Genomic DNA, 22657 nt, shown 5'->3' with positions numbered 1-22657 from the left:
ATTGAAAACCCCGGTTGCCATGACCTATTCTAATAAATTCTTTTTGTTTCTTACCTTCCTGCTCGTTTCTTTTGGTGCGTTTTGCCAACAAACCAGTAGCCCCAGATTGATTGTTCGTGGGGACGACATGGGTTCCTCCCGTTCGGCGAATCTGGCCAGTATTGCGGCGTTTGAGGAGGGTATCGAGACCTCCATCGAAGTAATGGCCGTGGCTCCCTGGTTTCCCGAGGCGGCGCAATTGCTGCGGAAACACACCGGTGTGGAGGTAGGCCTTCACCTGGCCATTACCAGTGAATGGGATGGCGTCAAATGGAGGCCCTTGAGCCATTGTCCCAGTTTGACGGACGAAGAGGGGTATTTCTTTCCAATGATACGACCCAACCCCAATTATCCGGAACGGGCTATCCTGGATAATCGCTGGAAGCTGTCGGAGGTGGAACAGGAATTCCGGGCCCAAATTGAAATGGCCCTGAAACACGTACCCCAAATCAATCACCTTTCCGGACACATGGGATCGACTGGTTTTGATCCTGAGGTAGCCAAGATGGTTGCTGGGCTGGCGGCCGAATACGGATTGTTGCTGATCGATAGTGATTTTATGCAGGAGTTGGGGGTACACAGGGCCACGTACGCTGGTCCCAAAGGAACCTCCGAAGAAAAAGAGGCCTCTTTTATCCGCATGTTGGAAAACCTGGAACCGGGAAAAACCTACCAGTTTGTTGACCACCCGGCCTACGACAACCTGGAAATGCAAGGGGTGGGACATATCGGCTACGAAAACGTGGCCAGGGACCGGCAAGGCGTGACCGATACCTGGACCAGCGAGAAGGTTAAGGAAGCAGTGGCCCGGAAGGAAATCGAACTGGTAACTTTCAGCAGCATCGCCAAGGCATTACCCAGAAGCGATCCTGACTCGGAAAATGTGAATCGAACGGCCATCCGGAGCTACCTTGAAGCCGTAAAAAATCAGGATCAGGACCTTCACAGCCTGATGATTCTAAGAAACGGCAAGGTGGTATTCGAAACCTGGTTGGGAGACAACGCCGCCACGAAGCCCCACGTGATGTTTTCGGTTAGCAAGACGTTTACGGCAACCGCCATCGGTTTTGGCGTTCAGGAGGGGCTGTTGGATGTTTCCGACCAGGTTATTTCTTTTTTCCCAGACAAATTACCCCAAGAAATCAGTCCGAACCTGCAGGCATTGGAAATCCGCCATTTGCTGACCATGACGGTCGGTCACGATGTGGACCCTACCGGCATCCTTCGGGAACGTAGCGATTCGGACTGGGTGGAGGCTTTTTTGGCCTTTCCCATTCCCCACAAGCCTGGCGAGCAGTTTGTCTACAACAGCCTGGCTACCTACCTGCTTTCAGCCATTCTTACGAAGGTGACGGGAGAGCGGCTGTTGGATTTCCTGCAGCCAAGGCTTTTCCGGCCCCTGGGAATAACTGGGGCTACTTGGGAGGAAAGCCCCCAGGGCATCGCTATAGGAGGCTGGGGACTGAAAGTAAAGACGGAGGATATGGCCAAATTGGGGCAGTTTTACCTGCAAAAAGGTGAATGGAACGGCAAGCAGCTGCTCGCGGAATACTGGTTTGACGCTGCCACCGCTGCCCAGGTGCCTTCTCTGCCTGCCGGTGCAAAAAGGGAAAACCTAAGCTTGGCCGTCGAGGATTCGGATTGGTTGCAGGGCTACGGTTACCAGCTCTGGCGCAGTCGCCATCGTTCTTACCGGGCAGATGGGCGCAACGGGCAGTTTATCCTGATACTGCCGGAGAAAAATGCGGTAATTGTCACTACGGCCAATATCCCGAACATGCAGGCGGAACTTAACCTGATTTGGGCGTATTTATTGCCGGCTTTTGAGTAGTAGTCCGTCTCGAAACGGTTTCGACCAAACCGTTTTGTTTATTAGGAACCCGGCGAGCGCTAGCCAGGTAGTTCTGGATTTCAAGGCGTTGCGCGTTTGACTTCTGGAAATAAGAAGGGGGGGTAACCACCCAGGCACATAGGGTCACATAGTTTTTTTTTGGGGAAAGTATTTTTTCGTTGATCTATGTGGACTGTGTTCGCTAGGTGGTTCAGGAATTTTCGGGTGTAGTCCAGACCAGTAGGGGGAGGAAAGTCGCGAACGCTAGCTAACCCTTTTGGAAAAAAACCATGACCCTAACTAATAGCGAGCATAAAAAAAGGTTCACCTAACTATTCGTTATTTCAAATCCCATTCAACGTCTGTGGATCCCATGGGAGGCGATGTTGGAGCAAATCTGCATCGATTTTTGGATTAATTCGCAACCTCCAGTTTAACCCTTGTTTTCTTTAATTTTTTTCCGGAAGTATTCTGAAGCAAGGCCAGCACTTTTTCGCGAGGGACGGCCACGTAGGTAGCCGTTTCGAGAATGCTAATCAAGCCAATTTCCTCACCTTTCAGTCCGCCCGTTTTGGTCAAAAAACCGAGCACGTCCCCTTTACTGATTTTGTCTTTTTTCCCCCCACTGATGTACAGGCATTCCATGGGAGCAGGTCCCGGAATACTAAACGTTTCCGGAACTTCGTATTCGGGTAATTCCTTCGATAGGTATTCCGGAAGCTGTTCGTCATGGGCCAATACCAGGTAACCGGTACCCGAAGCCTGCATGCGGGCGGTTCTGCCATTTCGGTGGATGTAGGCCTGCTCGGAGGTAGGGAGTTGGTAATGCACCACCTGCTTAATTTCGGGAATATCCAGGCCTCTGGATGCCAAATCCGTTGCGATGAGCACCTGCTGGCTACCATTCCGAAAGCGAATCAGGTTTTTTTCCCGATCGATTTGTTCCATTCCGCCGTGCAATAAGGCATGGGCAAAATTGTTTTCGGTGAGCAGCTGGCTGATGCGGTTTACCGCTTCCCGGTGGTTACAAAAGACCAGGGTGCTATCCTGATTCAAATTTGCCAGCAGCCGCAGGAGCGTATCTGCCTTTTCGACGCTGGAGGTTCTCACCAGTTTTAGCGCCAAACCTACGGCAGATGTATCTGTCAAAAAATCGAGGGTCACCCATTCTCGGGATGGAAGCATATCCGGTAAGGGATTTAGCGGTGTAGCAGAGGTTAGGAAAAACCGTGAATGACCGCTTAGTTTTTCAAACAGGATCTTCAATTGTTCCTGGAAGCCCAGTTGCAGCGATTTATCAAATTCATCCAGGACAATCAGCGAAAAATCATCGGGATTGAGGTTGCCATTCAGGACATGATCCGAGAGTCTTCCGGGTGTCCCCAATACCAGGCCGGGATTTTCCTTCAGTCGATTCGTTTCCACCTTCATTTCGTGCCCGCCGTAGCAGGTACAGGAGGAAATACCCGTCTTCAGGGATTTGAATACCTGTTCGATCTGCAAGGCAAGTTCACGAGAAGGTACCACAATCAAGGCCCTTTCGGAAGATTCATTCCGTTTCAATCGTTGCACGAGGGGGAGGAGATACGCCAGGGTTTTTCCCGTCCCGGTCGGCGCCAACAGGATGAGTTCGTTGCAGGACGCTGCCTTCTCGAAAAAGGCAAGTTGCATTTCATTAAAGGCGGAGAAGGGAAGGTTTTCCAAAAAGGTCTGAAATTCCGTAGGGGATGCTGCAGTCATGGGACAAAGGTACGGATTGTCTGGTCCATTTAGTGCATCCGTAAAAGATTCATTCATCTCCACAGCATTTTTGGTAGTTCGATTCGAATGCAATCGAGGAGTTTTCAAAAAAAAAGCACCCGACCAATCGTGATCGGGTGCTTACCAACGTTCACGTGGAAACGTATTAGTTTCTGGTCAAGATCTTAAACTGGTCCATGACCTTATAGGTGGCACGGGTTAGATCGATGTGGATATTGGGAGAGCTGTAGTCGAAATAAGCAGAAGTATATCCTTGCCAGATGGTATTTCCCTTTTTATGGTCGATGACCAATACGACAAGCATGCCGTCGTTTTGGGTATATTTGACCGCATTGTAATTTTCGCCCCGCTTTTGCCGTTCCAGACTGTCTAAAACGGACTCTTCTACCAGTTCAATGCCTTGTTTCTTCAGCCAGTAATCGAAATTTGGTTGGTTGTATCCCCGGTATCGAACCTCACTCATGTACAGCTTATGGATAACCAATAGGTCGGGATTGGCATCTTTCTGTCGGAATCCCTGGGATCCCAGGCGGGAACTGATCGATTTTTCGATGATGCCTGTGAATTCGGCATCGTTTTTTCCTTCCTCCTCTACAAAACCAAAGGTTTTGTATTTCTTAAACGCTCCCTTGTAATTGTAATCGTACTCAGCAATAAAGTCTTTTTGAGATAAACAGGCTGAATTAAAGATCAGCAAAACAAAGATGAAGTAGTTGATGTTTTTCATACAGATTTGTTTTGAAATTGTTGGTGATTACACACGAAGTTTCATGCTAACTAAACGAACATGTATTTTGAACAAACAAAATCGATTCGTATCGTTTTAGAAATAAACTTCAAAATAAAATTTTTGTTTGCCGGGGTTAGGAACGAATCCGAGTTAATGTTAGCAATTTTCGATTCTATTTCCAAAAAAATGCCCGGGAAATACATAAAACTTATCTGCCTGAGCCTAAGAGAGATGTATTTAGTTGTGTTACTGGCGGCGTGTCGCCGTTCGGATTAAAAAAAATGGCAACCAGAAATGATTGCCATTGCCGAGACCCTGCGTTTAAGCAAAGAAGTGCACCTCCCGATTAACTAAGATTCTTTTCAATAAATTCTCCCAACTCCAGGTATCTTTGGTATTTTCTTTGGTACGTATTGCGGTTTTCCGCCCTGGGTTTGTATACCAGATTGAATCCATTTCCCATGTGGGCAATGGCATCCGCAACCGTCGGATAAATACCGGCGGCAGTGGCTGCATACATCGCTGCGCCAAGAGCGGGGGCCTGTTCCGATTTAGCTACCTTAATGGGCATATCCAATATATCTGCCATGGTTTGCATGACCAGCGTGGATTTTTTAGCGACCCCACCCAGACCAATTACCTGCTGAATGGAGACCCCTTCTTCTTGGAATCGCTCGATGATCCGCTTGGAACCAAAGCATATCGATTCCACCAGCGCTTTGAAAATCTTTGCTGCATCGGTACCCATGTCCAGCCCGGATAATGCGCCCTTTAGATTTTGGTTGGCATCGGGGGTTCGCCGTCCATTGATCCAATCCATGGCAAGCACCTGGGTGTTCTCAGGAGACACCTGTTCCGCCTGGCGGGAAAGCGTTTGGATTAGGTTTTCCTCCAGGTGGCTGCGGATTTCTGAGAGGGTATTGGGGTTCATGCCGGCGTCGGAAAGGGTATCCAGCAGGGGTTTTTGGAGCATTTGGACGAACCAGGCAAGTACGTCTCCGAAGCCGGATTGACCTGCTTCCAAACCGATTTGTCCGGGTAGCACCGATCCGTCCACCTGACCGCAAATTCCTTTTACTGTTTTGTTTTCCAGTGCTGCGGGTGAAGTGACCATGATATCGCAGGTAGAGGTGCCCATGACTTTCACCATTGTGCCGGGAGACACCTCACCGCCAACCGCTCCTGCATGGGCATCAAAGGTGCCTACTGCCACCGCAATTCCTTCCTCCAAGCCAAGTTTTTGTGCCCAATCAGCAGCGAGGTATCCGGCTACGGTATCCGAGGTGAAGGTATCCGTGTACAGATTTTCCTTCAGGGAAGCCAGTCGGGGGTCCAATCGGCTCAGAAAATCTGAATTCGGGAGCCCTCCCCAGCTTTCGTGCCATAGGGCTTTGTGCCCGGCGGCACAGCGACTTCGTTTTGCCTCCTGTATCTTTGTTCCTCCTGTTAATAAAAAGGTCAGGTAATCGCAATGCTCCATCCAGGAATAGGCAGAGGCGGCTACTTCCGGATCTTTCCGAAGTATGTGAAGGATTTTGGCCCAAAACCATTCCGAAGAATAAATCCCTCCTTCGTAGCGGGTAAAGTCTTCTCCACCCCAGGACCGGGCCAGCTGATTGATTTCATCGGCTTCTGCCACAGCCGTATGGTCTTTCCACAAGATCATTTGGGCGTTTGGATTGTTCGAAAAAGCCTCCGACAGCGCAAGTGCCTGGCCGTTTTGGTCCACCGGGAGGGGTGAAGAGCCGGTGGTATCCACGCAGATGCCCTTTATTTGCGCTTTCGGCAGACCGCTATTGGCTACAACCCTCCGGACGGTTTGTTCCAATCCCTCCAAATGGTCCAATGGATGCTGCCGAAACTGGTTTTTTTCGGGATCGCAATACGCGCCAGCTTTCCACCTGGGGTAGTAAAATACCTCGCTGCCTTTGGTGCTGCCGTCATCGGCGTTTACCAAAAGAGCCCTCACGGAATCCGTTCCGAAATCAACTCCCACTACGTAATTGTCCATGTGTGTTTTTTTTGGGTTAAAAAAAAATCGCTAAAGAATGTACTCTGGATCGTAAAAATAGACGCAATTATCCAAAAAAAAACCAAATAACAGGAAATTAAAAAGGGGCTGGAGTCAATGAAGCTCTGACTCGGAGGGGTCTTCCTGGTGCCAGGTCTGAATTTCCACAATGGAATCGTTTTCCGTTTTTACGGCCATGTGGTATTCGTACTTAACTGACTTTAGTGTGAGTCCATCCAAGGCCGCAAAAGTAGTCCATACCAGGGTCCAGTCTCCCTTTAGTATCCCCCGGTTTACCCGGATACTTTTCAAAACGGGGTCGCTAAACGACAAGTGACTTAATTTTTCATGCTGCGCCTTCCAATGGGCCAACTCTTGCATGCAATCCCGGATCGAGTCGGTGTTGGTATTGATGCACTTAAAATCCGGGTGAATAAATTCTTTGATATAGTCATAGCTTTCCAGCTGTAAACTTTCCAGATAGCGACGGATTAATTTTTGGTCGGAGTTTGCTTTTGGGTTGGTCGTAACGGGAGGCAAGGTGTCGCCTGTGTTTTGTTTTTGTTGTTTTTCGTATTGGCTGGAGAACAGATAGCCTGGTAAAAAGGCCAATGCCAGTGAATTTTGTATGTTGGTCATTTTCGTTCGCTTAAGGTGTAAAAATAGAAAAGATGCCTGGAGTAGGGTGATAAATCCAGTATCTCTGTATTGTTCCTACAAAATACAAAAAAAGGCATGAGAAATCCAACTATTCGGCTAGATTTTAATTTTATTTTTTATTTGGAGGGTACTGTTCCCCAGTTCTCCCGAAGGAGATGCGTATCGGTGAAAATGCCAGAGCCGGAAACCAGTTATTTTTGTTTTGCGGCCAGTCCAGGGGAGTGGGAAAAATGGGCCGGCATGGGGATTTACCGGCCCATTTCCTTAAATGCCGGCTATGGCGTTACGAAGGAGTTGTTCCCATTTTTTCGCCAGAGGCCATTCTCCGCATAGGTCGGAATGCTTGTCCCCGTCAAAAAAAACCAAACTGAAGCACGGAAAAACAGCGGGTTCGCCCAGCAGATGGATTTCTAGTCGGTCAACAATTTCTTCTCGAGATCTCCCCCTGCCCGTTAAATGACTGGTTTTATGAAACCGTACCTCCCGGATGTCAGGTAGGGAGATGCACTGAATTGTCGGTTCGGATGAAGTGTTGTAATAAACCACTGTTTGATTGGCTGTATCCAGGCCGATTCCGTATTGTCCTCGCCAAAAATCGGTTTGGGATAGGTGGAGGTCACGCGTTTTCGCTTCGTTGAGAAACGCCGCACGTTGCAAAGCCCGTTGGGCTTTTTGTCGGATGCAGGCTCTTAGAATCGGGAAGATAAATGCACAGATGGCCAGCAGGGAGATTCCTGTACTGACCGGGTCGATAGGTACCATGTAGGATGAGATGAATTGGTTAAGAAATGAAGGTACTCCGGAAACGATTCCCAGGCGCGATGCGGGTGCGGTTGAATAAGACCTGCCCGATTGCCGGCCAATTAGTAGAAAAAATGGTACGGAAATAAAATCAACCGCAAACGGGCCATTGCATGTACGGCAAAGGCCGTTTTCCGTACACCTCTTGCTCCAAAGGCGTCGAAGCGTATTTGCAATCCTTCGTAGGGATGCTCCCGGACCGGTACCGGGGGTGGATTGGGTGCATCTACCGTTACCTGATCTGCCTGGTGAATCGGTGTAAGGCTGGCCGGACTACCTGGTTTAAAAGATGCCTCTGGCAGTCCTTCTGGTTGGGATTTATCGTTTGTAGCACCATTGCTGGTAAAAAACGCGATTGCAGCAATCCCGGTTAGGAGTAGCATAGCAAAGAGCAAAGCCGCAGATTTTGCTTTCATGTGTATCAGAAGATGTAGTACTAACGGAAAACCGAAAAAAGAAATGGTTCGTTTATCATCATTTTAATTTTCAGCTGTCATGCGTTTCGCGCAAGCAATTCTTCCTACCTTTGCTACCGTACCTTTTCAATTTCTATGCTACTTTCCCTGATAGTGCTTGTATTTGGTTTTGTACTGCTGGTGTATGGAGCGGACAAACTGGTAGAAGCAGCCACTAGCATTGCTGCACGGCTATCCATTCCGAACAGCGTCATCGGACTTACGGTGGTGGCTTTTGGCACCTCGGCACCGGAATTGTCCGTAAACGTGATGGCGGCCATCGAGGGCTCGGGAGAAATGGTAATGGCAAACGTTTTGGGAAGCAACGTTTTCAATGGGCTGGTCATACTGGGTCTCTGCGCAATGATTTTTCCGCTGACTGTAAAATCTGCCACTACCTGGATAGAGGTGCCGCTTAGTTTTTTGGCTGCCCTGCTGGTGTGGATCCTTGCGAGCGACCAATGGTTGGACGGGGGAGACATCAATCTGGTAAGTAGAAGCGAAGGATTGGTTTTGCTGCTGTTTTTTGCCGTTTTTTTGGTGTATACATTGCTTGTTTCCAAAAACCCCCAAAGCCCTACGGAAGAGGTTTCGGTTACCGAGATGAAGCTCAGCCATGCTGTTTTCTGGTTGCTACTTGGCCTGGCAGGATTGGTTGTCGGCGGAAATTTTATAGTCACAAACGCGATTTTCTTAGCCCAGTCGATTGGATTATCCGAGCGAGTGATTGGACTCACGGTCGTTTCCATTGGTACATCGCTTCCCGAACTGGCCACCTCACTGGCCGCGGTAAAAAAGAAGAAAGTGGATATCGCTATCGGTAACGTGGTCGGGTCAAACATCTTTAATATTTTCCTGATTTTGGGACTTTCTTCGACAATCCATCCGGTGCTTGTGAACGATGGGACATTTGTGGACATATTGGTGAATTGTGTGGCGGGCTTGCTCTTGTTCGTATTTATTTTTTCTGGAAAAGGGAGAATGTTGGAACGATGGGAAGGGGGAGTATTCGTGTTGTTATATGGGGCCTATCTGAGCTATTTGCTTTTTTTCTGATCGTACTGGCTCAAACACCAAAATAAAAAGAGCTGCCCTCTTTTGAAGGACAGCTCCTGGTAGCGCGTGATTTACAAAGCGATGGATGCTGAGTCGATTTCCAGCTGCAGGGAATCTGCCGTCGCCGGCATTTCTTCCAGAACTTCTTCCTCCGGTACTACTTGCACCTGTTCGGAAGGGGTGAGCAAGGCGGGGTCAGCGGGCTTTTTGCCACAGGAAACCAGAATGCCTGCGATGCAGGCGATTGGAATTAAGATGCTTGTTTTCATTTTTTTATTTTGCTTTTTTTACGTCACAAGGACAGTCATCGCACCCTAAATTGCATGCCAGTTTTTTCAAATCCGGGCCCTTGCTAAAAATAAATTTTTGACATTGGTGTTCCTTTATTGCGGAGGGCTTCGGTGGTCGTTTTTTAGCCATCAGCCTGGGGATTTTTCTGGCATCGTACGGTTTGGGAAGGTAAAACAGGAAGGGGAAAGGAGGTTAGAGAAGCGCATGGGAAGGATCTAACGGGCAAATAAAAAAAGGGTCCGCTGTAGAAGGACCCTTTGACCGTTTCCGGAATGTTTTCAAATTAATCTTGAAAACGAATGTATTTCTCCCTGCCCTGAGAATCGGTGACTTTCAGCGTTAGTTCTTCCACCGGAAATTTATCGAATACGTAATTTTTTCGAAAACCCTTCGGTTCGTCGATGGTTTCCTGCATCAACAACTTGTTGGAGGCGTCGAAGAATGTAACCCTGGTTCCGGGCTTTTCCAGGCCAACTACCAAAAGAGAAAGAGTATTGGGGCCGATTTTTTTACCGTAGGCCATAAGCGGTAGGGACGCTTCTTTCCGGTTTTCCAATTCGTATTGGTTGCTTCCGTTTTCGCCAATTACGTGCAGTACGTAGTTGCCTTCCTGGATCTGAGACAAGTTTATGGGAATTACTACCGGTTCCCTGGTTGTATAATTGGCTTTGAAAAGGGTTTTTCCATACCTATCGGTGAGGCGCAGCACCACGTCTTCCATGGCGGATGTGAAATGTACCTGTACCAACTGCCCTTTGGTTTCGATGCGGGTGTTTTCTTTTAACATTTCTACGGTCGGGCTGGCCAGAGAAGCGAAAGATAGGGTACTGCTGAGAAGAAGTGTGAGTAGCGTTTTCATGGGATTTACGGTTTATACGGTTAAATGCTAAGGATTTAATGGATGCATTCGATTTGTTTTGCTCCTTTGCCAGCTGCGAACGACAGGCCAAAACCACAATCTAGCCGGTCTGGCGTATGTACGGTGAGTCTGGCATGCGGAAAAATGCGGGTAGGTTGTCCGCTTTTTGAACAGATCTGAACGAATCTGTCCGGTACCGAGCAGAAATGGGGCGCCCTACGGGCCATACATTCGTTTCTGCTCGAATTGTTTTTTTTTCAGAAAAAAGTTACCGCTTTTTTTTTCGTTGATTTTTCCGTTTTTGGTGTTCGTTTACGAACAGGCGCTGTACGGATACGAGGTTGCCGGATCCGACTAACCCTAGAAAAGGAGCGATTGGATACGTTACGAGCGGTCGGGATTGTGAAAGGCGATTTGGTTATATTTGTAATTCACAGGTAATTGCCTAATTTTAAACACATGATTGGAGGGATTACACGTATAGCAGTTTGGTTTGGCTTGAGTAGTTGGATGCTCAGTTGCAGCAGCGATTCCAGCCAAGGTCTTGCCGACATTCCGGAAACGGTTAGTTACAACCTGCACATCCGGCCTATCTTATCCGAAAACTGTTTTGCCTGCCACGGGCCGGATGCCAACAAACGGGAAGCGGGCTTGCGACTGGACCGGGAAACGGATGCCTATGCTGCCTTGAAAGAACAACCCGGGCGACATGCATTGGTTCCGGGCGACCCGCAGGCATCGGAGGCGTATTTGCGGACGGTCAGCACCGATTCCTCCGAGCGGATGCCTCCCCCTTCTTCCAATTTGAGTCTCACGGACCATCAGGTCCGTTTGATCGAAAAATGGATCCGTCAGGGAGCCGCTTACGAACCGCATTGGGCCTTCGTGCCCCCGGTCAAGGCAGCTTTGCCCGCAGATGATCTGGGATGGGCGCAAAATGAAGTGGATTATTTTGTGTTGAAAGGCATGCGGGAACAAGGGTTGACGCCGAATCAATCGGCAGATAAACGGAGTTTACTACGTAGGGTGTATTTGGATATCATTGGATTACCGCCACCGCCTGCGGTTTTGGATCAAGTTGAAACCGCCGAACTGGATCTGGATGCCTTGCTGGATAGCTTGTTTGCCAATCCGGCCTTCGGAGAAAAAATGGCTATCCATTGGATGGACCTGTCCCGCTATGCGGATTCTCATGGGTATCAGGACGACTATTACCGTACCCAATGGCCCTGGAGGGATTGGGTAATCCATGCGTTTAACCAAAACATGCCGTATGACCGCTTTGTCACCTGGCAACTGGCTGGGGACCTACTGCCGGATGCGGGGAAGGAACAGGTGCTGGCCACTGCTTTTAACCGAAACCACAAAATAACCGAGGAGTCCGGAGCCATAGACGAGGAATACCGGGTCATGTATGCCGTGGACCGGACCAACACCCTCGGTAAGGCACTGCTGGGAATTACCCTGGAATGCGCGCAGTGCCACGATCACAAATACGACCCCATTTCCCAAAAGGAATATTTTCAAACCTATGCCTTTTTTAACACCGTTGCCGAATGGGGCATGGAAGAGTCTACGCCTGGCTTCTCCAAGAAAAGTCCGGCGAAATTACCCATGCTGGAGATTTCAGAGGCGGATGTTTCCGATATTCTGCATTTTGTAAACCTGCCCGATAGTTCCCGAAGGGTGCAGGCCTTGCTGGCCAATATGGGAAAAGGGGCCAACTACAATTCCCTGCTTGCGGAGTCCAATGTTCTAAAGGTGTCGGTAATGGGGGAACCTGACAGTACACGACAAACCTATTTGCTGGACCGGGGCATGTACGATGCCCCATTGGAAAAGGTGTCGCCGGGAGTACCCGAAGCGATCTTGCCCTTTCCGGAACAGCTACCAAAAAACCGGTTGGGTCTGGCAAAATGGCTATTTGATCCGAAAAACCCATTGACCGCCCGGGTGTTTGTAAACCGCATCTGGCAGGAGCTATTCGGGCAGGGACTCGTAAGCACCCCCGGCGACTTTGGGATGCAGGGGAACTTACCGGTCAACCAACCATTGCTGGATTGGCTGGCAGTGGATTTTATCGAAAGTGGCTGGGACATACAGGCACTGCTCCGAACGATCGTTCTTTCGGCGACCTATCAGCAGTCCTCTCAGGTCACGGCAGAAAAACTGGAACGGGATCCCGAAAACCGCTTGCTTTCTCGCTTTCCCCGGCAGCGCCTTCCTGCCGAAGGAATTCGGGACCTGGTACTCGCCAGCAGTGGGCTGCTGGTTCCGGAAATTGGCGGTCCCAGTGTAAAGCCTTACCAACCCGAAGGACTTTGGGAAGCAGCAACCTCTGGCAGGGGAAACCTGTCCAGGTATCAGCAAGATACCGGTAAATACCTCTACCGAAGGGGATTGTATACGTTTATCAAACGCACGGTCCCTCCGCCCAGCATGATGCTGTTCGATGCCAGCAACCGGGATGCCTGCGAAGTAGAGCGATTGAAGACCAATACGCCCTTGCAGGCACTTGTCATGATGAATGACCCCGTTGTTTTGGAGGCATCCCGGGTACTTGCCGAGCGCTTGCTGGAAAGTCAGCAACCGGTACCCGAGTTGATTGGAAATGCATTTTACCGGATTCTGGGCAGAAAGCCGGAAACAGCGGAAAGGCTCATCCTTGAGGAGAACTACCGGACTTTTTTCGAGGCATTTGAGGCCGACGGAGCACGGGCAGAGCAATTGCTCGCCGTTGGGGAGTATCCCTTGAGTCCGTCCTTGCCCATTACGGAAAGAGCTGCCTTGATGCAGGTAATTTCCCTGCTTTACAATTTAGAAGAAACGATCACCAAATCCTGAGGTATGGAAAAGGAACTATTGGAACACCGGCTTCACATGAACCGCAGGCATTTTCTTTCCAAAATGAGCCTTGGCTTGGGAAGTGCCGCTTTAGGATCGCTGTTGATTCCGGATTTATTCCGGGGCAATGGTGGTATTGGCGAATCCCCGGGCTCCCTGGGGATCCCCCACTTTGCACCCAAAGCCAAACGGGTTATTTACCTGTTTCAAAACGGAGCGCCCTCCCAGTTGGAATCCTTTGACTACAAGCCAAAACTCCGGGAAATGTGGGGGGAGGAGTTGCCCGAGTCCATCCGGATGGGGCAGCGGTTGACCGGTATGACGTCCAGCCAAAATTCCTTTCCTTTGGTTGGATCCTTTACCAATTTCCAGCAATATGGCGAAGCAAGGGCCTGGATTAGTGAACTTTTTCCCCATACAGCGGGCATTGTAGACGATATTTGCATCATCAAGTCCATGCATACAGAGGCCATCAACCACGATCCGGCGCTTACGTTTTTCCAAACGGGAGCCCAGCAGGGCAATCGGCCGAGCATGGGTTCCTGGCTGAGCTACGGGTTAGGGAGTGAAAACAGCAACCTTCCGGCGTTTACCGTCTTGCTCTCCAAAGGCAAGGGCAATGGGCAGGGCGTGTATTCGAAACTTTGGAACAATGGCTTTTTGCCGGCTACTCATCAGGGCGTACAGTTTAGCAATGGGGAGGATCCGGTGCTCTATCTGAGCAACCCGGAAGGAATGCGCCCCTCCGAACGGAGAAAAATGCTCGACCATCTGTCCGAGCTGAATCAAATGGCCTTTCAACGCACCGGCGATCCGGAGATTCAGGCCCGGGTGGCCCAGTACGAGATGGCCTTTCGTATGCAGACGGCCGTGCCCGAAGCCACCGATCTTTCCAAAGAACCCGACCGCATCTTTGATATGTATGGAGCGGATAGCCGCAAACCGGGAACGTTTGCAGCCAATTGCCTGCTGGCCAGAAAATTGTCAGAAAACGGTGTCCGTTTTGTGCAATTGTACCATCAGGGATGGGACCAGCACGGAAACCTTCCTTCCGAGATGACGGTGCAGGCGAAAGACGTGGACCAACCCTCTGCGGCTTTGATCAAGGACCTGAAACAACGGGGGTTACTGGACGAAACCCTGGTAATCTGGGGAGGGGAATTTGGCCGCACCAACTATTCTCAGGGGAAACTAACCAAAGAAAATTATGGCCGCGACCATCACCCCAGGTGCTTCAGTATCTGGATGGCAGGAGGGGGCGTGAAGCCCGGTATGGTCTACGGCGCCACGGACGAGTTTGGGTACAACATTACCGAAAACCCAGTACACGTGCACGACTTTCAGGCAACCGTGCTGCACCTCCTGGGCTTGGACCACGAGCGCTTGATTTACAGGCACCTGGGCAGAAAGTTCCGCCTGACGGATGTTTCGGGAAAGGTAGTTCCGGACATTTTGGTATGATGCCCGAGGGGCGCCTGTACCCCTTGCGTCCGTCAACAGGAGCGATTTCGAGCCAAAAATCAAGCGGTTTAAATTTGGGATTGCTCGAAAAAAGCCGCATTTTACCCGCTTAGAAACCATCTTATCTGCTAATTTTCAGAGTACCAATTCATTTCATGAAATCGAGCCTGCCTGGCGGGTAGGCGGGCATGATGAGAACATCACTCCTTGGAGTGGGCCGAAGGGTATCGACGTGACACCAAGGGAGATTCCATATGGACTATAAACATGCAAATTACAAACTTATGAAAAAACTAGTATTTGCCAATGGCGATGCCATGCCTGCGCTGGGATTGGGCACCTGGAGATCCAAGCCAAATGAAGTATTCGAGGCCGTGTTGCAGGCGCTGAAAGTCGGATACCGGCACATCGACTGTGCGTCCATTTACAAGAATGAAAAAGAAATCGGGGATGCGCTGGCGACCGCATTTGATGAAGGCTGGGTCCGCCGGGAAGAGGTATGGGTTACCTCCAAGCTATGGAACGACAGGCATCTCAAAGCGGATGTGCTGCCTTCCATCGAACAAACGCTGGTCGACCTGCAACTCGACTACCTGGATCTGTACCTGTTGCATTGGCCGGTAGCCGTCCGGAAAGGGGTGGATTTTCCGTCCAAAAAAGAAGATTTTTTGAGCTATGAGGAAGCACCCCTTACCGAGACCTGGGAGGGCCTGGAAGAAGTGCTGGAAAAAGGCCTTACCCGGCACATTGGTGTTTCCAATTTTAATACCCAAAAACTGCGTGAAATTCGGGAGTCGGCCAACAAACAACCCGAATTGAATCAGGTGGAATTGCACCCGTACCTGCCCCAAAATAAACTAAAAGCTTATTGCGACGAGCATTCCATGTTGCTTACCGGCTACGGTCCGCTGGGAGCGGCCTACCGGGTAGCTGCCAAGGAGGTAGATTTTCCCATTCTTCTCGAGGATAACACCCTAAAGGAGATCGCTTCTAAACATCAGGCAACAGTGGCGCAGGTGGCTTTGGCATGGGCTTTGGAGAGGAACACCTCAGTGGTGCCCAAATCGGTTAATCCAGCCCGTATTGCGGAGAACTTTGAAGCCACCAAGCTGCAATTGGATGAAGCGGATATTGCACGGATCAACCAGCTGGAGGGCCCTTATCGGTATACGCCCGGGCCAGCCTGGGTAAGCAACGGCAGTCCTTTTACGTACGCCGATCTTTGGGAAGAATATTTATAGACGATCAGATAATTACCTAAATCGAAAAAACATGAAATACGTAACGTTTGAAAACGGCGATCAAATGCCTATGCTAGGACTGGGTACCTGGAAATCTGCTCCGGGAGAAGTATACCAGGCGGTCTTGTGGGCGCTTGAAGCCGGCTACCGGCACATCGACTGTGCCGCCGTGTACCAAAACGAGAAGGAAGTAGGAAATGCGTTGAAAAAAGCATTTGGAGAAGGCCTGGTCAAACGAGAAGAGGTGTTTGTTACCTCCAAATTGTGGAACAATGCGCACGAAAAGGATCAGGTGGCAGAAGGATTGAAGCGCACGTTAAGTGATCTGCAACTGGACTACCTGGACCTGTACCTCGTTCATTGGCCCGTTTCGCTAAAGACCCATGTCATGTTCCCGGAAAAAGGGGAGGACTTCCTCAATTACGAGCAGGTTCCTCTTGCCGATACCTGGGCCGGCATGGAAGCCTTGAAGCGGGCAGGGAAAGCCAGGCACATCGGTGTCTCAAATTTTAACCAGAAGAAAATCACCGAAGTGCTTGAATCCTGTCAGGTAACGCCCGAAATGAACCAGATTGAATTGCATCCTTACCTTCCCCAAAATGAGTTGGTGACCTTTTGTAAAGAAAATGGACTACAGGTAACCGCCTACTCCCCGTTGGGTTCCGCAGACCGGCCCAAAGCACGAAAGAAAGCCGATGACCCCGTGTTGCTGGAGCACCCGCTGTTCCGGAAACTGGCAGAAAAGCACGAAGCGACCGTCGCACAGGTACTGATCGCCTGGTCGCTTCATCGCGATATTGTGGTAATCCCCAAATCGGTGAATAAGGAACGGATCCACCAAAACCTGCAAGCGGCCTCGCTTCAATTGGATGCGGCAGACATGCAGGCCATCGCGGGAATCCTTGAGCGGCATCGGTACATCGACGGAACGTTTTTTACCGAGGTCCCTGGAAGTCCCTACAGCCAGTCTGATCTTTGGGAACCCGTTTGATTTAGGTACAACAAATGAGCCTTAAGGTATCCCGGATTCGGAAAATGGGTCGTTGGTACCCAAAGGCTGAATAATGCGTACGCATCCATCCTTTCCTCGGGTGGATGCTTTTTTTGGCCGGTGTGGGGAGCAATGAAATAAACGCTGTGCCGAAAAATGACCTCAAGGGTTTCGCACAGCAAACCGACTGCGGATATAACGTTGCAATTAGATGAAAATGAAGAGCCTGTTAGGGAGCGGCTCCCGCGCTCCGGGTATCGAACAAAGCACAGGCACAGGTGCCAGCCAACGAGCAAGCTGACAAGCACCTGGGAAATTTGTGCGTGAGATCTTCGGGATAGGTAGTTGCTTTCTGGATGAACGGCACAAAACCAATGAAACCGGTAAAAGCAGCCGACACTAACGGGAGCTGTTCAGGATGTGTCTTGCAAAGGTGGACGGATGCGGAATAAGCGTATCAGCGATCGATCTTCATTTATTTACCGATCAAGCGCGATTCCGGGTCCGCTAGCGCACCCGTTGGGTCTACTGAATTTTTTATCAAATCAGTACATCTAATCCCTTATATTTAATAGATTTGTAAGGAGCGTTGAAAAAAATCACTTTGACTACTATATGCTGAGGAAGAGTCGATACTACACGATCATTTAACACACTTGGATAACGTTATGAGATTGGTGCACGTTTTATTGGTAGAGGATAACGAAGGGGATATTTTTTTGACGACGGAGGCGTTGGAAGAAAGCAAGTTTATCGATCGGATAAGCATCGCGCGGGACGGTCAGGAGGCGCTGGATTTTGTCTGTAAAAACAGAGGCTTCGAAACCTGCCTCACGCCGGATTTAATTCTTCTGGACGTAAACCTACCAAAAAAAAGCGGCCACGAAGTTCTTGGAGAATTGAAAAATCACGAATTGTACAAGAAAATTCCGGTAATCATGCTGACTACTTCGTCCTCGAAAAGAGACATTGACCTGTCCTACGAGAATTATGCCAACTGTTACATTACCAAACCTGTAGAGGTGGGGGATTTTTTAGATGCCATCAGTACGATTGAGCAATTTTGGCTCAACATCGCTGCATTGCCTTCCGTTTAATTCGCTAAACAGGCTTGTATCGAGCAGCGTTGGGTTTTGTTAAGTCGTTTGAGATTGCTAAATTTTGTCAATCAACCATATACCCATGACGCAAAACAAATTCACGACACGCTTGCCCCGGTTACTTTTACTCTGTTTTTTAGTGGCCTGTGGCAGTCAAAACGAGGAGTCCGGTACGGATACGTCGCTTCCCAATATTGTACTTATTTTTACCGATGATCAGGGCTATGCCGATCTTGGTGTTTTTGGGGCACAGGGTTACGAGACCCCGAACCTGGACCAACTGGCGAATGAAGGGACGAAGTTGACCAATTTTCATGTGGCCAATGCGGTCTGTTCGGCTTCCCGGGCAGCCCTGCTTACCGGTTGTTATTCGAACCGGCTGGGAATATTCGGTGCGTTGTCCCACGAGAGCCAGCATGGGCTGAATCCGGAGGAGGAGACCCTGGCCGAGGTGCTAAAGCCACTGGGATACGCCACCGGAATCATCGGAAAATGGCATTTGGGGCATAAGCCTCCCTTTTTACCCACCAGGCAGGGGTTTGATGAGTTTTTTGGCTTGCCGTATTCCAACGATATGTGGCCCTATCATCCGGAACGGCCTAATTTCTACCCCCCGCTTCCCCTTTACGAGAACGAATCGGTCATCGATACGCTGGACGATCAAACCATGCTCACCACCTGGTACACGGAACGTGCGGTGGATTTTATTGCGCGTAAGCAGGATGGCCCCTTTTTCCTTTACCTGGCGCACAGCATGCCGCATGTTCCCTTGTTTGTCTCCGATAAATTCAAAGGCAAATCCGAAAATGGATTGTACGGCGATGTTATTATGGAAATCGACTGGTCGGTTGGTCAGGTGATGGCGGCGCTGCAAAAGCATGGCCTATCGGACAATACGCTGGTGATTTTTACCTCCGATAATGGTCCCTGGCTTTCATATGGGACCCATTCCGGTAGTGCTGGACACCTAAAAGAAGGCAAAGGCACCTCCTGGGAAGGTGGAGTTCGCGTACCGGGAATCATCAAATGGCCCGGAAAAATCCCCGCCGGAAAAGTGATGGACCAACCGGTCATGACCATAGATTTGCTACCCACACTTGCCCACCTCACCGGCGCCGATCTACCGGAGAAAAAAATTGATGGAAAAAATATCTGGCCCTTGCTTGCGCAGGAACCGGGAGCAGTTTCTCCCCACGACGCCTATTACATTTACTATAACCGTAACGAACTGCAGGCGCTGATTATGGATAACTGGAAACTGGTTTTTCCCCATCGTTACCGATCTCTTCCGGCAAGCAGCGAATTGCCGAACGACGGCACGCCGACCCGGTATGAAATGGTGGAACTGGACCAGCCGGAATTATACGATCTTTCCAGCGATCCTGGTGAAAGCCAAAACCTTGCCGGGCAGTATCCGGAAGTAGTGGAAGAAATGATGCAGCTCGCCGAGCGAGCCAGGGAAGATATGGGAGATGCCCTGCAAAATAGGACCGGAGCAACTAATCGCCCACCCGGCCAGCTTACCGCTACCGATAACTAGCAGGTTTGAAGGGTGGCTTGCCTTTAGAAGATTAGGCACACTCATTGCGGTCGGGTAACTAGAAAATTAACAGGAACCTTTAACGAAAAAAAATTTTATGGTAAAACAGCAGGAATACAGTCTTTTTGAAGATGTGTGCAAAGTGGTGGACCACGCTGCCAGTCACATGGATATCCATCCGGGACTTTTGGATCAGATCAAACAATGCAACAGCGTGTACAAGTTTAATTTCCCCCTTCGAAACGGGGATGGGACCTACCAGGTTATCGAAGGATACCGCGTGCAGCATTCCCATCATAAATTGCCTGTGAAAGGGGGAATTCGCTACAGCAGTTTTGTGAATGAAGAAGAGGTAAAGGGCCTGGCCGCACTGATGACGTACAAATGCGCGCTGGTAAATATCCCGTATGGCGGTGCCAAAGGAGGCGTCACCATTGACCCAACAAAATACACCACCGATCAACTGGAGAAAATCACCCGAAGGTATACCTCCGAGTTGATAAAAAAGAAATTTATCGGTCCGGCCATCGATGTTCCCGCGCCGGATTACGGAACCAGCAGCCGGGAGATGGCCTGGATAGTTGATACATTTGAGGCGTTTAATCCCGAGGTGATCAACGCCAAGGGATGCGTGACGGGCAAACCCCTTTCCCAACACGGCATTGAGGGTCGGACAGAGGCCACCGGTATGGGAGTGTTTATTGGAATCCGCGAAGCTGTCAGCGTGCGTGAAGATATGGAAGCACTGGGTCTCGGCGTGGGATTGGCCGGAAAGAAAATCATCGTTCAGGGTTTTGGAAATGTCGGGTACTATTCGGCAAAATACTTGCAGGAAGCCGGCGCCAAAATCATTGGCATTGCGGAATACAACGGTGGTATTTGGAACGAAGACGGCATTGATGTAGAGGAAATCAAAACCTATCAACTGGTGAACAAGGGGTTTTTGGGTTATAAAAAGGGAACGTTTGTTGAGAATGCCGCATCCATGCTGACCTATCCCTGCGATATTTTGATACCGGCTGCCCTTGAAAACCAGATTACCCTGGATAATGCGGATAAGGTTCAGGCGAAAATCATAGGCGAAGCCGCAAATGGTCCGGTAACCCAGGATGCCGACAACATTCTCCTTGAAAAAGGGATCATGGTCATTCCCGATATGTACCTGAATGCGGGAGGGGTGACCGTTTCCTATTTCGAGTGGTTGAAAAACCTATCCCGGGTTTCTTTTGGAAAACTCGAAAAGCGGTACGACATGAAGAAATACGATGCGCTGTTGGAAACCATCGAAAAGGCGACGGGGGATTCGTTTAGCGAGCAACAGAAGGAACTGATCGTTCGGGGAGCAAGTGAGCGGGACCTTGTCAATTCGGGTTTGGAAGAAACCATGGTAACCGCCTACCATCACATGAATGGTGTGCGCAAGGAAAAAAATATCAAGGACCTGCGAACCGCAGGCTTTATCGTCGCGCTGGAACGTATCTCCATCTCCTACATGGATCTGGGAATTTTCCCGTAATTTTTTCCCGGATGAAAAAAAGGAAATTCTTAAAAAACACCTCTCTTGTCCTTGGAACCAACCTGATTTTGCCCATGGTAGCATGTGATTCGCAACCCCGTTCGCAGACTGATCCCGAGCGGTTCAACTGGGCGGGAAACCTGCGGTATAGTACCGCCAATTTGGACAAGCCCACGGACCGGGATGCCCTCCGGCAACGTATCAAAACATCGTCCAGGCTAAAGGTGTTGGGTACCGCGCATTCCTTTAATGCTATCGCGGATAGCAAACACCAGCAGGTGGCGCTGGATCAGCTGGAGGCGGACATTCAAGTGGATGCTGCCCGGGGCACTGTTAGCATGAATGCGGGGGTGCCTTACGGTGTCCTGGCTCGAAAGCTGGAGGAGCAGGGCTTTGCGCTGCACAACCTGGCTTCCCTGCCGCATATTTCGGTCGCGGGTGCCTGCGCCACCGGTACGCACGGGTCCGGTGATGCCAATGGCAACCTGTCTACCGCCGTTACGTCCATGAGCCTGATGAAAGCCGATGGGGAAATCACCGAACTCAGCAGGGAGAATAATCCGGAGGAATTTCAGGGGACCGTTGTCCATTTGGGCGCCTTGGGGGTTGTTACCCGAATTTCGCTTTCGATTCAACCTACCTTTTCCATTCGGCAGTACGTTTACGAAAACCTGCCATTTGAGCAATTGGCCGGTAATTTTGATGCCGTTTTTTCTTCCGGATACAGCGTAAGTTTGTTTACAGATTGGCAAAAAAATCGCTTTAATCAACTCTGGATCAAACAGAAAGCAGGGGATCTGGAAGAGGATGCCATGCGGGAGGAACGTTTTGGGGCAACATTGGCCAGGGACCATTTGCATCCCATCAAGGAAATCTCTGCGGTAAACTGTACCGAACAAATGGGCCTGTCAGGACCCTGGCACGAGCGTTTGCCGCACTTCAAGATGGATTTTATGCCCAGCAGTGGAGAGGAACTTCAATCGGAATATTTTGTTCCCCGGGACCGGGCAGTGGAAGCGCTGGCTGCATTGTTTGCGATGGGAGAAACGATTTTTCCGTACTTGCTGGTTTCTGAGGTAAGGTCCATACAAAAAGATTCGCTGTGGTTAAGCCCGGCTTACGAGCGGGACAGCATCGCCCTGCACTTTACCTGGAAACGGGATTGGGAAAACGTGCGGAAACTCCTGCCAAGGATCGAGGAAAAGTTAAGGCCGCTCCAGGTCAGACCTCATTGGGGGAAATTGTTTACCCTGGATCCCCGCTACCTTCAGAATCGGTACGAACGCATGGATGACTTCCGCGCGCTGATGAAGCGAATGGATCCTTCCGGCAAGTTTGTAAATGCCTTTCTTCAAGAAAAACTGCTGAGTGAAACATAAAGCAAGCGGCATTTCAACCGGAAAAAAGAGAGATGGGACGCACTGCAGGTATGCCAGGTAAAAGTCAACATACAGCGGTGGTCTTTCCGTG

The 22657-nt window shown here is 49.9% G+C and carries 18 protein-coding genes; 10 read left to right on the top strand and 8 right to left on the bottom strand.

The features are described 5' to 3' along the window. The first annotated feature begins 19 nt into the window (after positions 1-19). The gene (locus BMW71_RS18145; RefSeq protein ID WP_092177356.1) at positions 20-1870 is read left to right on the top strand and encodes a serine hydrolase domain-containing protein; all 1851 of its coding nucleotides are present in this window, start codon (positions 20-22) and stop codon (positions 1868-1870) included. 414 nt (positions 1871-2284) lie between these two features. Here the strand turns inward: BMW71_RS18145 and BMW71_RS18140 are convergent, their stop codons facing one another. The 6 genes from BMW71_RS18140 to BMW71_RS18110 form a co-directional block, all read right to left on the bottom strand. Beyond that, positions 2285-3667: a DEAD/DEAH box helicase gene (locus tag BMW71_RS18140; RefSeq protein WP_244891214.1), complete on the bottom strand. Its 1383-nt coding sequence runs from the start codon at positions 3665-3667 to the stop codon at positions 2285-2287. A 109-nt stretch (positions 3668-3776) separates the two neighbouring features. After that, positions 3777-4358 carry a DUF4136 domain-containing protein gene (locus BMW71_RS18135; protein ID WP_092177289.1) on the bottom strand — a complete coding sequence of 194 codons (582 nt, stop codon included), beginning with the start codon at positions 4356-4358 and terminating at the stop codon, positions 3777-3779. 349 nt (positions 4359-4707) lie between these two features. Continuing rightward, on the bottom strand, positions 4708-6372 hold the full coding sequence (locus BMW71_RS18125; RefSeq protein ID WP_092177286.1) for a ribulokinase: 1665 nt from the start codon (positions 6370-6372) through the stop codon (positions 4708-4710). 114 nt (positions 6373-6486) lie between these two features. Then, positions 6487-7011: a hypothetical protein gene (locus BMW71_RS18120; RefSeq protein WP_092177284.1), complete on the bottom strand. Its 525-nt coding sequence runs from the start codon at positions 7009-7011 to the stop codon at positions 6487-6489. Between the two features lie 285 nt (positions 7012-7296). Next, positions 7297-7794 carry a hypothetical protein gene (locus BMW71_RS18115; RefSeq protein ID WP_092177282.1) on the bottom strand — a complete coding sequence of 166 codons (498 nt, stop codon included), beginning with the start codon at positions 7792-7794 and terminating at the stop codon, positions 7297-7299. A 101-nt stretch (positions 7795-7895) separates the two neighbouring features. Continuing rightward, on the bottom strand, positions 7896-8249 hold the full coding sequence (locus tag BMW71_RS18110) for a hypothetical protein (RefSeq protein ID WP_092177280.1): 354 nt from the start codon (positions 8247-8249) through the stop codon (positions 7896-7898). A 135-nt stretch (positions 8250-8384) separates the two neighbouring features. Here BMW71_RS18110 and BMW71_RS18105 point away from each other — a divergent pair, with 135 nt between their 5' ends. Further along, complete coding sequence (locus tag BMW71_RS18105) at positions 8385-9344, top strand: calcium/sodium antiporter (protein WP_092177278.1); 960 nt, start codon at positions 8385-8387, stop codon at positions 9342-9344. A 71-nt stretch (positions 9345-9415) separates the two neighbouring features. On the opposite strand, the gene BMW71_RS18100 is transcribed toward BMW71_RS18105, so the two are convergent. Continuing rightward, positions 9416-9613, bottom strand: a complete 198-nt coding sequence (locus BMW71_RS18100) for a hypothetical protein (protein WP_092177276.1) — start codon at positions 9611-9613, stop codon at positions 9416-9418. 305 nt (positions 9614-9918) lie between these two features. Beyond that, entirely contained in the window at positions 9919-10494 is a 576-nt protein-coding gene (locus BMW71_RS18095) for a DUF3244 domain-containing protein (protein WP_092177274.1), read from the bottom strand. 459 nt (positions 10495-10953) lie between these two features. Between BMW71_RS18095 and BMW71_RS18090 the strand changes: the two genes are divergently transcribed. The 8 genes from BMW71_RS18090 (at position 10954) to BMW71_RS18050 (ending at position 22566) form a co-directional block, all read left to right on the top strand. After that, the gene (locus BMW71_RS18090; RefSeq protein ID WP_092177272.1) at positions 10954-13338 is read left to right on the top strand and encodes a PSD1 and planctomycete cytochrome C domain-containing protein; all 2385 of its coding nucleotides are present in this window, start codon (positions 10954-10956) and stop codon (positions 13336-13338) included. 3 nt (positions 13339-13341) lie between these two features. Continuing rightward, the gene (locus BMW71_RS18085) at positions 13342-14799 is read left to right on the top strand and encodes a DUF1501 domain-containing protein (RefSeq protein ID WP_092177270.1); all 1458 of its coding nucleotides are present in this window, start codon (positions 13342-13344) and stop codon (positions 14797-14799) included. A 284-nt stretch (positions 14800-15083) separates the two neighbouring features. Further along, positions 15084-16040: an aldo/keto reductase gene (locus tag BMW71_RS18080; protein ID WP_092177352.1), complete on the top strand. Its 957-nt coding sequence runs from the start codon at positions 15084-15086 to the stop codon at positions 16038-16040. A 31-nt stretch (positions 16041-16071) separates the two neighbouring features. Beyond that, complete coding sequence (locus BMW71_RS18075) at positions 16072-17031, top strand: aldo/keto reductase (protein ID WP_092177268.1); 960 nt, start codon at positions 16072-16074, stop codon at positions 17029-17031. A gap of 668 nt (positions 17032-17699) precedes the next feature. Next, on the top strand, positions 17700-18128 hold the full coding sequence (locus tag BMW71_RS18065) for a response regulator (protein WP_092177264.1): 429 nt from the start codon (positions 17700-17702) through the stop codon (positions 18126-18128). Positions 18129-18213: 85 nt separating this feature from the next. Beyond that, on the top strand, positions 18214-19671 hold the full coding sequence (locus tag BMW71_RS18060) for a sulfatase family protein (RefSeq protein WP_092177262.1): 1458 nt from the start codon (positions 18214-18216) through the stop codon (positions 19669-19671). A gap of 97 nt (positions 19672-19768) precedes the next feature. Beyond that, the gene (locus tag BMW71_RS18055) at positions 19769-21187 is read left to right on the top strand and encodes a Glu/Leu/Phe/Val family dehydrogenase (protein ID WP_092177260.1); all 1419 of its coding nucleotides are present in this window, start codon (positions 19769-19771) and stop codon (positions 21185-21187) included. Positions 21188-21198: 11 nt separating this feature from the next. Then, positions 21199-22566: a D-arabinono-1,4-lactone oxidase gene (locus BMW71_RS18050; protein ID WP_092177258.1), complete on the top strand. Its 1368-nt coding sequence runs from the start codon at positions 21199-21201 to the stop codon at positions 22564-22566. The last annotated feature ends 91 nt before the right edge of the window (positions 22567-22657 follow it).

Origin of the sequence: Cyclobacterium xiamenense, from assembly GCF_900109255.1 — a bacterium.
GTDB lineage: Bacteria > Bacteroidota > Bacteroidia > Cytophagales > Cyclobacteriaceae > Cyclobacterium > Cyclobacterium xiamenense.
The sequence above is the reverse complement of the archived record's forward strand: the minus strand, read 5'-3'. Positions and strand labels throughout refer to the sequence as shown.

Coding starts and splice junctions, on each gene's coding strand:
- BMW71_RS18105 (WP_092177278.1), top strand. CDS start 8,385: ATGCTACTTTCCCTGATAGTGCTTGTATTTGGTTTTGTACTGCTGGTG.
- BMW71_RS18060 (WP_092177262.1), top strand. CDS start 18,214: ATGACGCAAAACAAATTCACGACACGCTTGCCCCGGTTACTTTTACTC.
- BMW71_RS18110 (WP_092177280.1), bottom strand. CDS start 8,249: ATGAAAGCAAAATCTGCGGCTTTGCTCTTTGCTATGCTACTCCTAACC.
- BMW71_RS18100 (WP_092177276.1), bottom strand. CDS start 9,613: ATGAAAACAAGCATCTTAATTCCAATCGCCTGCATCGCAGGCATTCTG.
- BMW71_RS18085 (WP_092177270.1), top strand. CDS start 13,342: ATGGAAAAGGAACTATTGGAACACCGGCTTCACATGAACCGCAGGCAT.
- BMW71_RS18140 (WP_244891214.1), bottom strand. CDS start 3,667: ATGAATGAATCTTTTACGGATGCACTAAATGGACCAGACAATCCGTAC.
- BMW71_RS18120 (WP_092177284.1), bottom strand. CDS start 7,011: ATGACCAACATACAAAATTCACTGGCATTGGCCTTTTTACCAGGCTAT.
- BMW71_RS18090 (WP_092177272.1), top strand. CDS start 10,954: ATGATTGGAGGGATTACACGTATAGCAGTTTGGTTTGGCTTGAGTAGT.
- BMW71_RS18050 (WP_092177258.1), top strand. CDS start 21,199: ATGAAAAAAAGGAAATTCTTAAAAAACACCTCTCTTGTCCTTGGAACC.
- BMW71_RS18145 (WP_092177356.1), top strand. CDS start 20: ATGACCTATTCTAATAAATTCTTTTTGTTTCTTACCTTCCTGCTCGTT.
- BMW71_RS18055 (WP_092177260.1), top strand. CDS start 19,769: ATGGTAAAACAGCAGGAATACAGTCTTTTTGAAGATGTGTGCAAAGTG.
- BMW71_RS18125 (WP_092177286.1), bottom strand. CDS start 6,372: ATGGACAATTACGTAGTGGGAGTTGATTTCGGAACGGATTCCGTGAGG.
- BMW71_RS18065 (WP_092177264.1), top strand. CDS start 17,700: ATGAGATTGGTGCACGTTTTATTGGTAGAGGATAACGAAGGGGATATT.
- BMW71_RS18075 (WP_092177268.1), top strand. CDS start 16,072: ATGAAATACGTAACGTTTGAAAACGGCGATCAAATGCCTATGCTAGGA.
- BMW71_RS18115 (WP_092177282.1), bottom strand. CDS start 7,794: ATGGTACCTATCGACCCGGTCAGTACAGGAATCTCCCTGCTGGCCATC.
- BMW71_RS18095 (WP_092177274.1), bottom strand. CDS start 10,494: ATGAAAACGCTACTCACACTTCTTCTCAGCAGTACCCTATCTTTCGCT.
- BMW71_RS18080 (WP_092177352.1), top strand. CDS start 15,084: ATGAAAAAACTAGTATTTGCCAATGGCGATGCCATGCCTGCGCTGGGA.
- BMW71_RS18135 (WP_092177289.1), bottom strand. CDS start 4,358: ATGAAAAACATCAACTACTTCATCTTTGTTTTGCTGATCTTTAATTCA.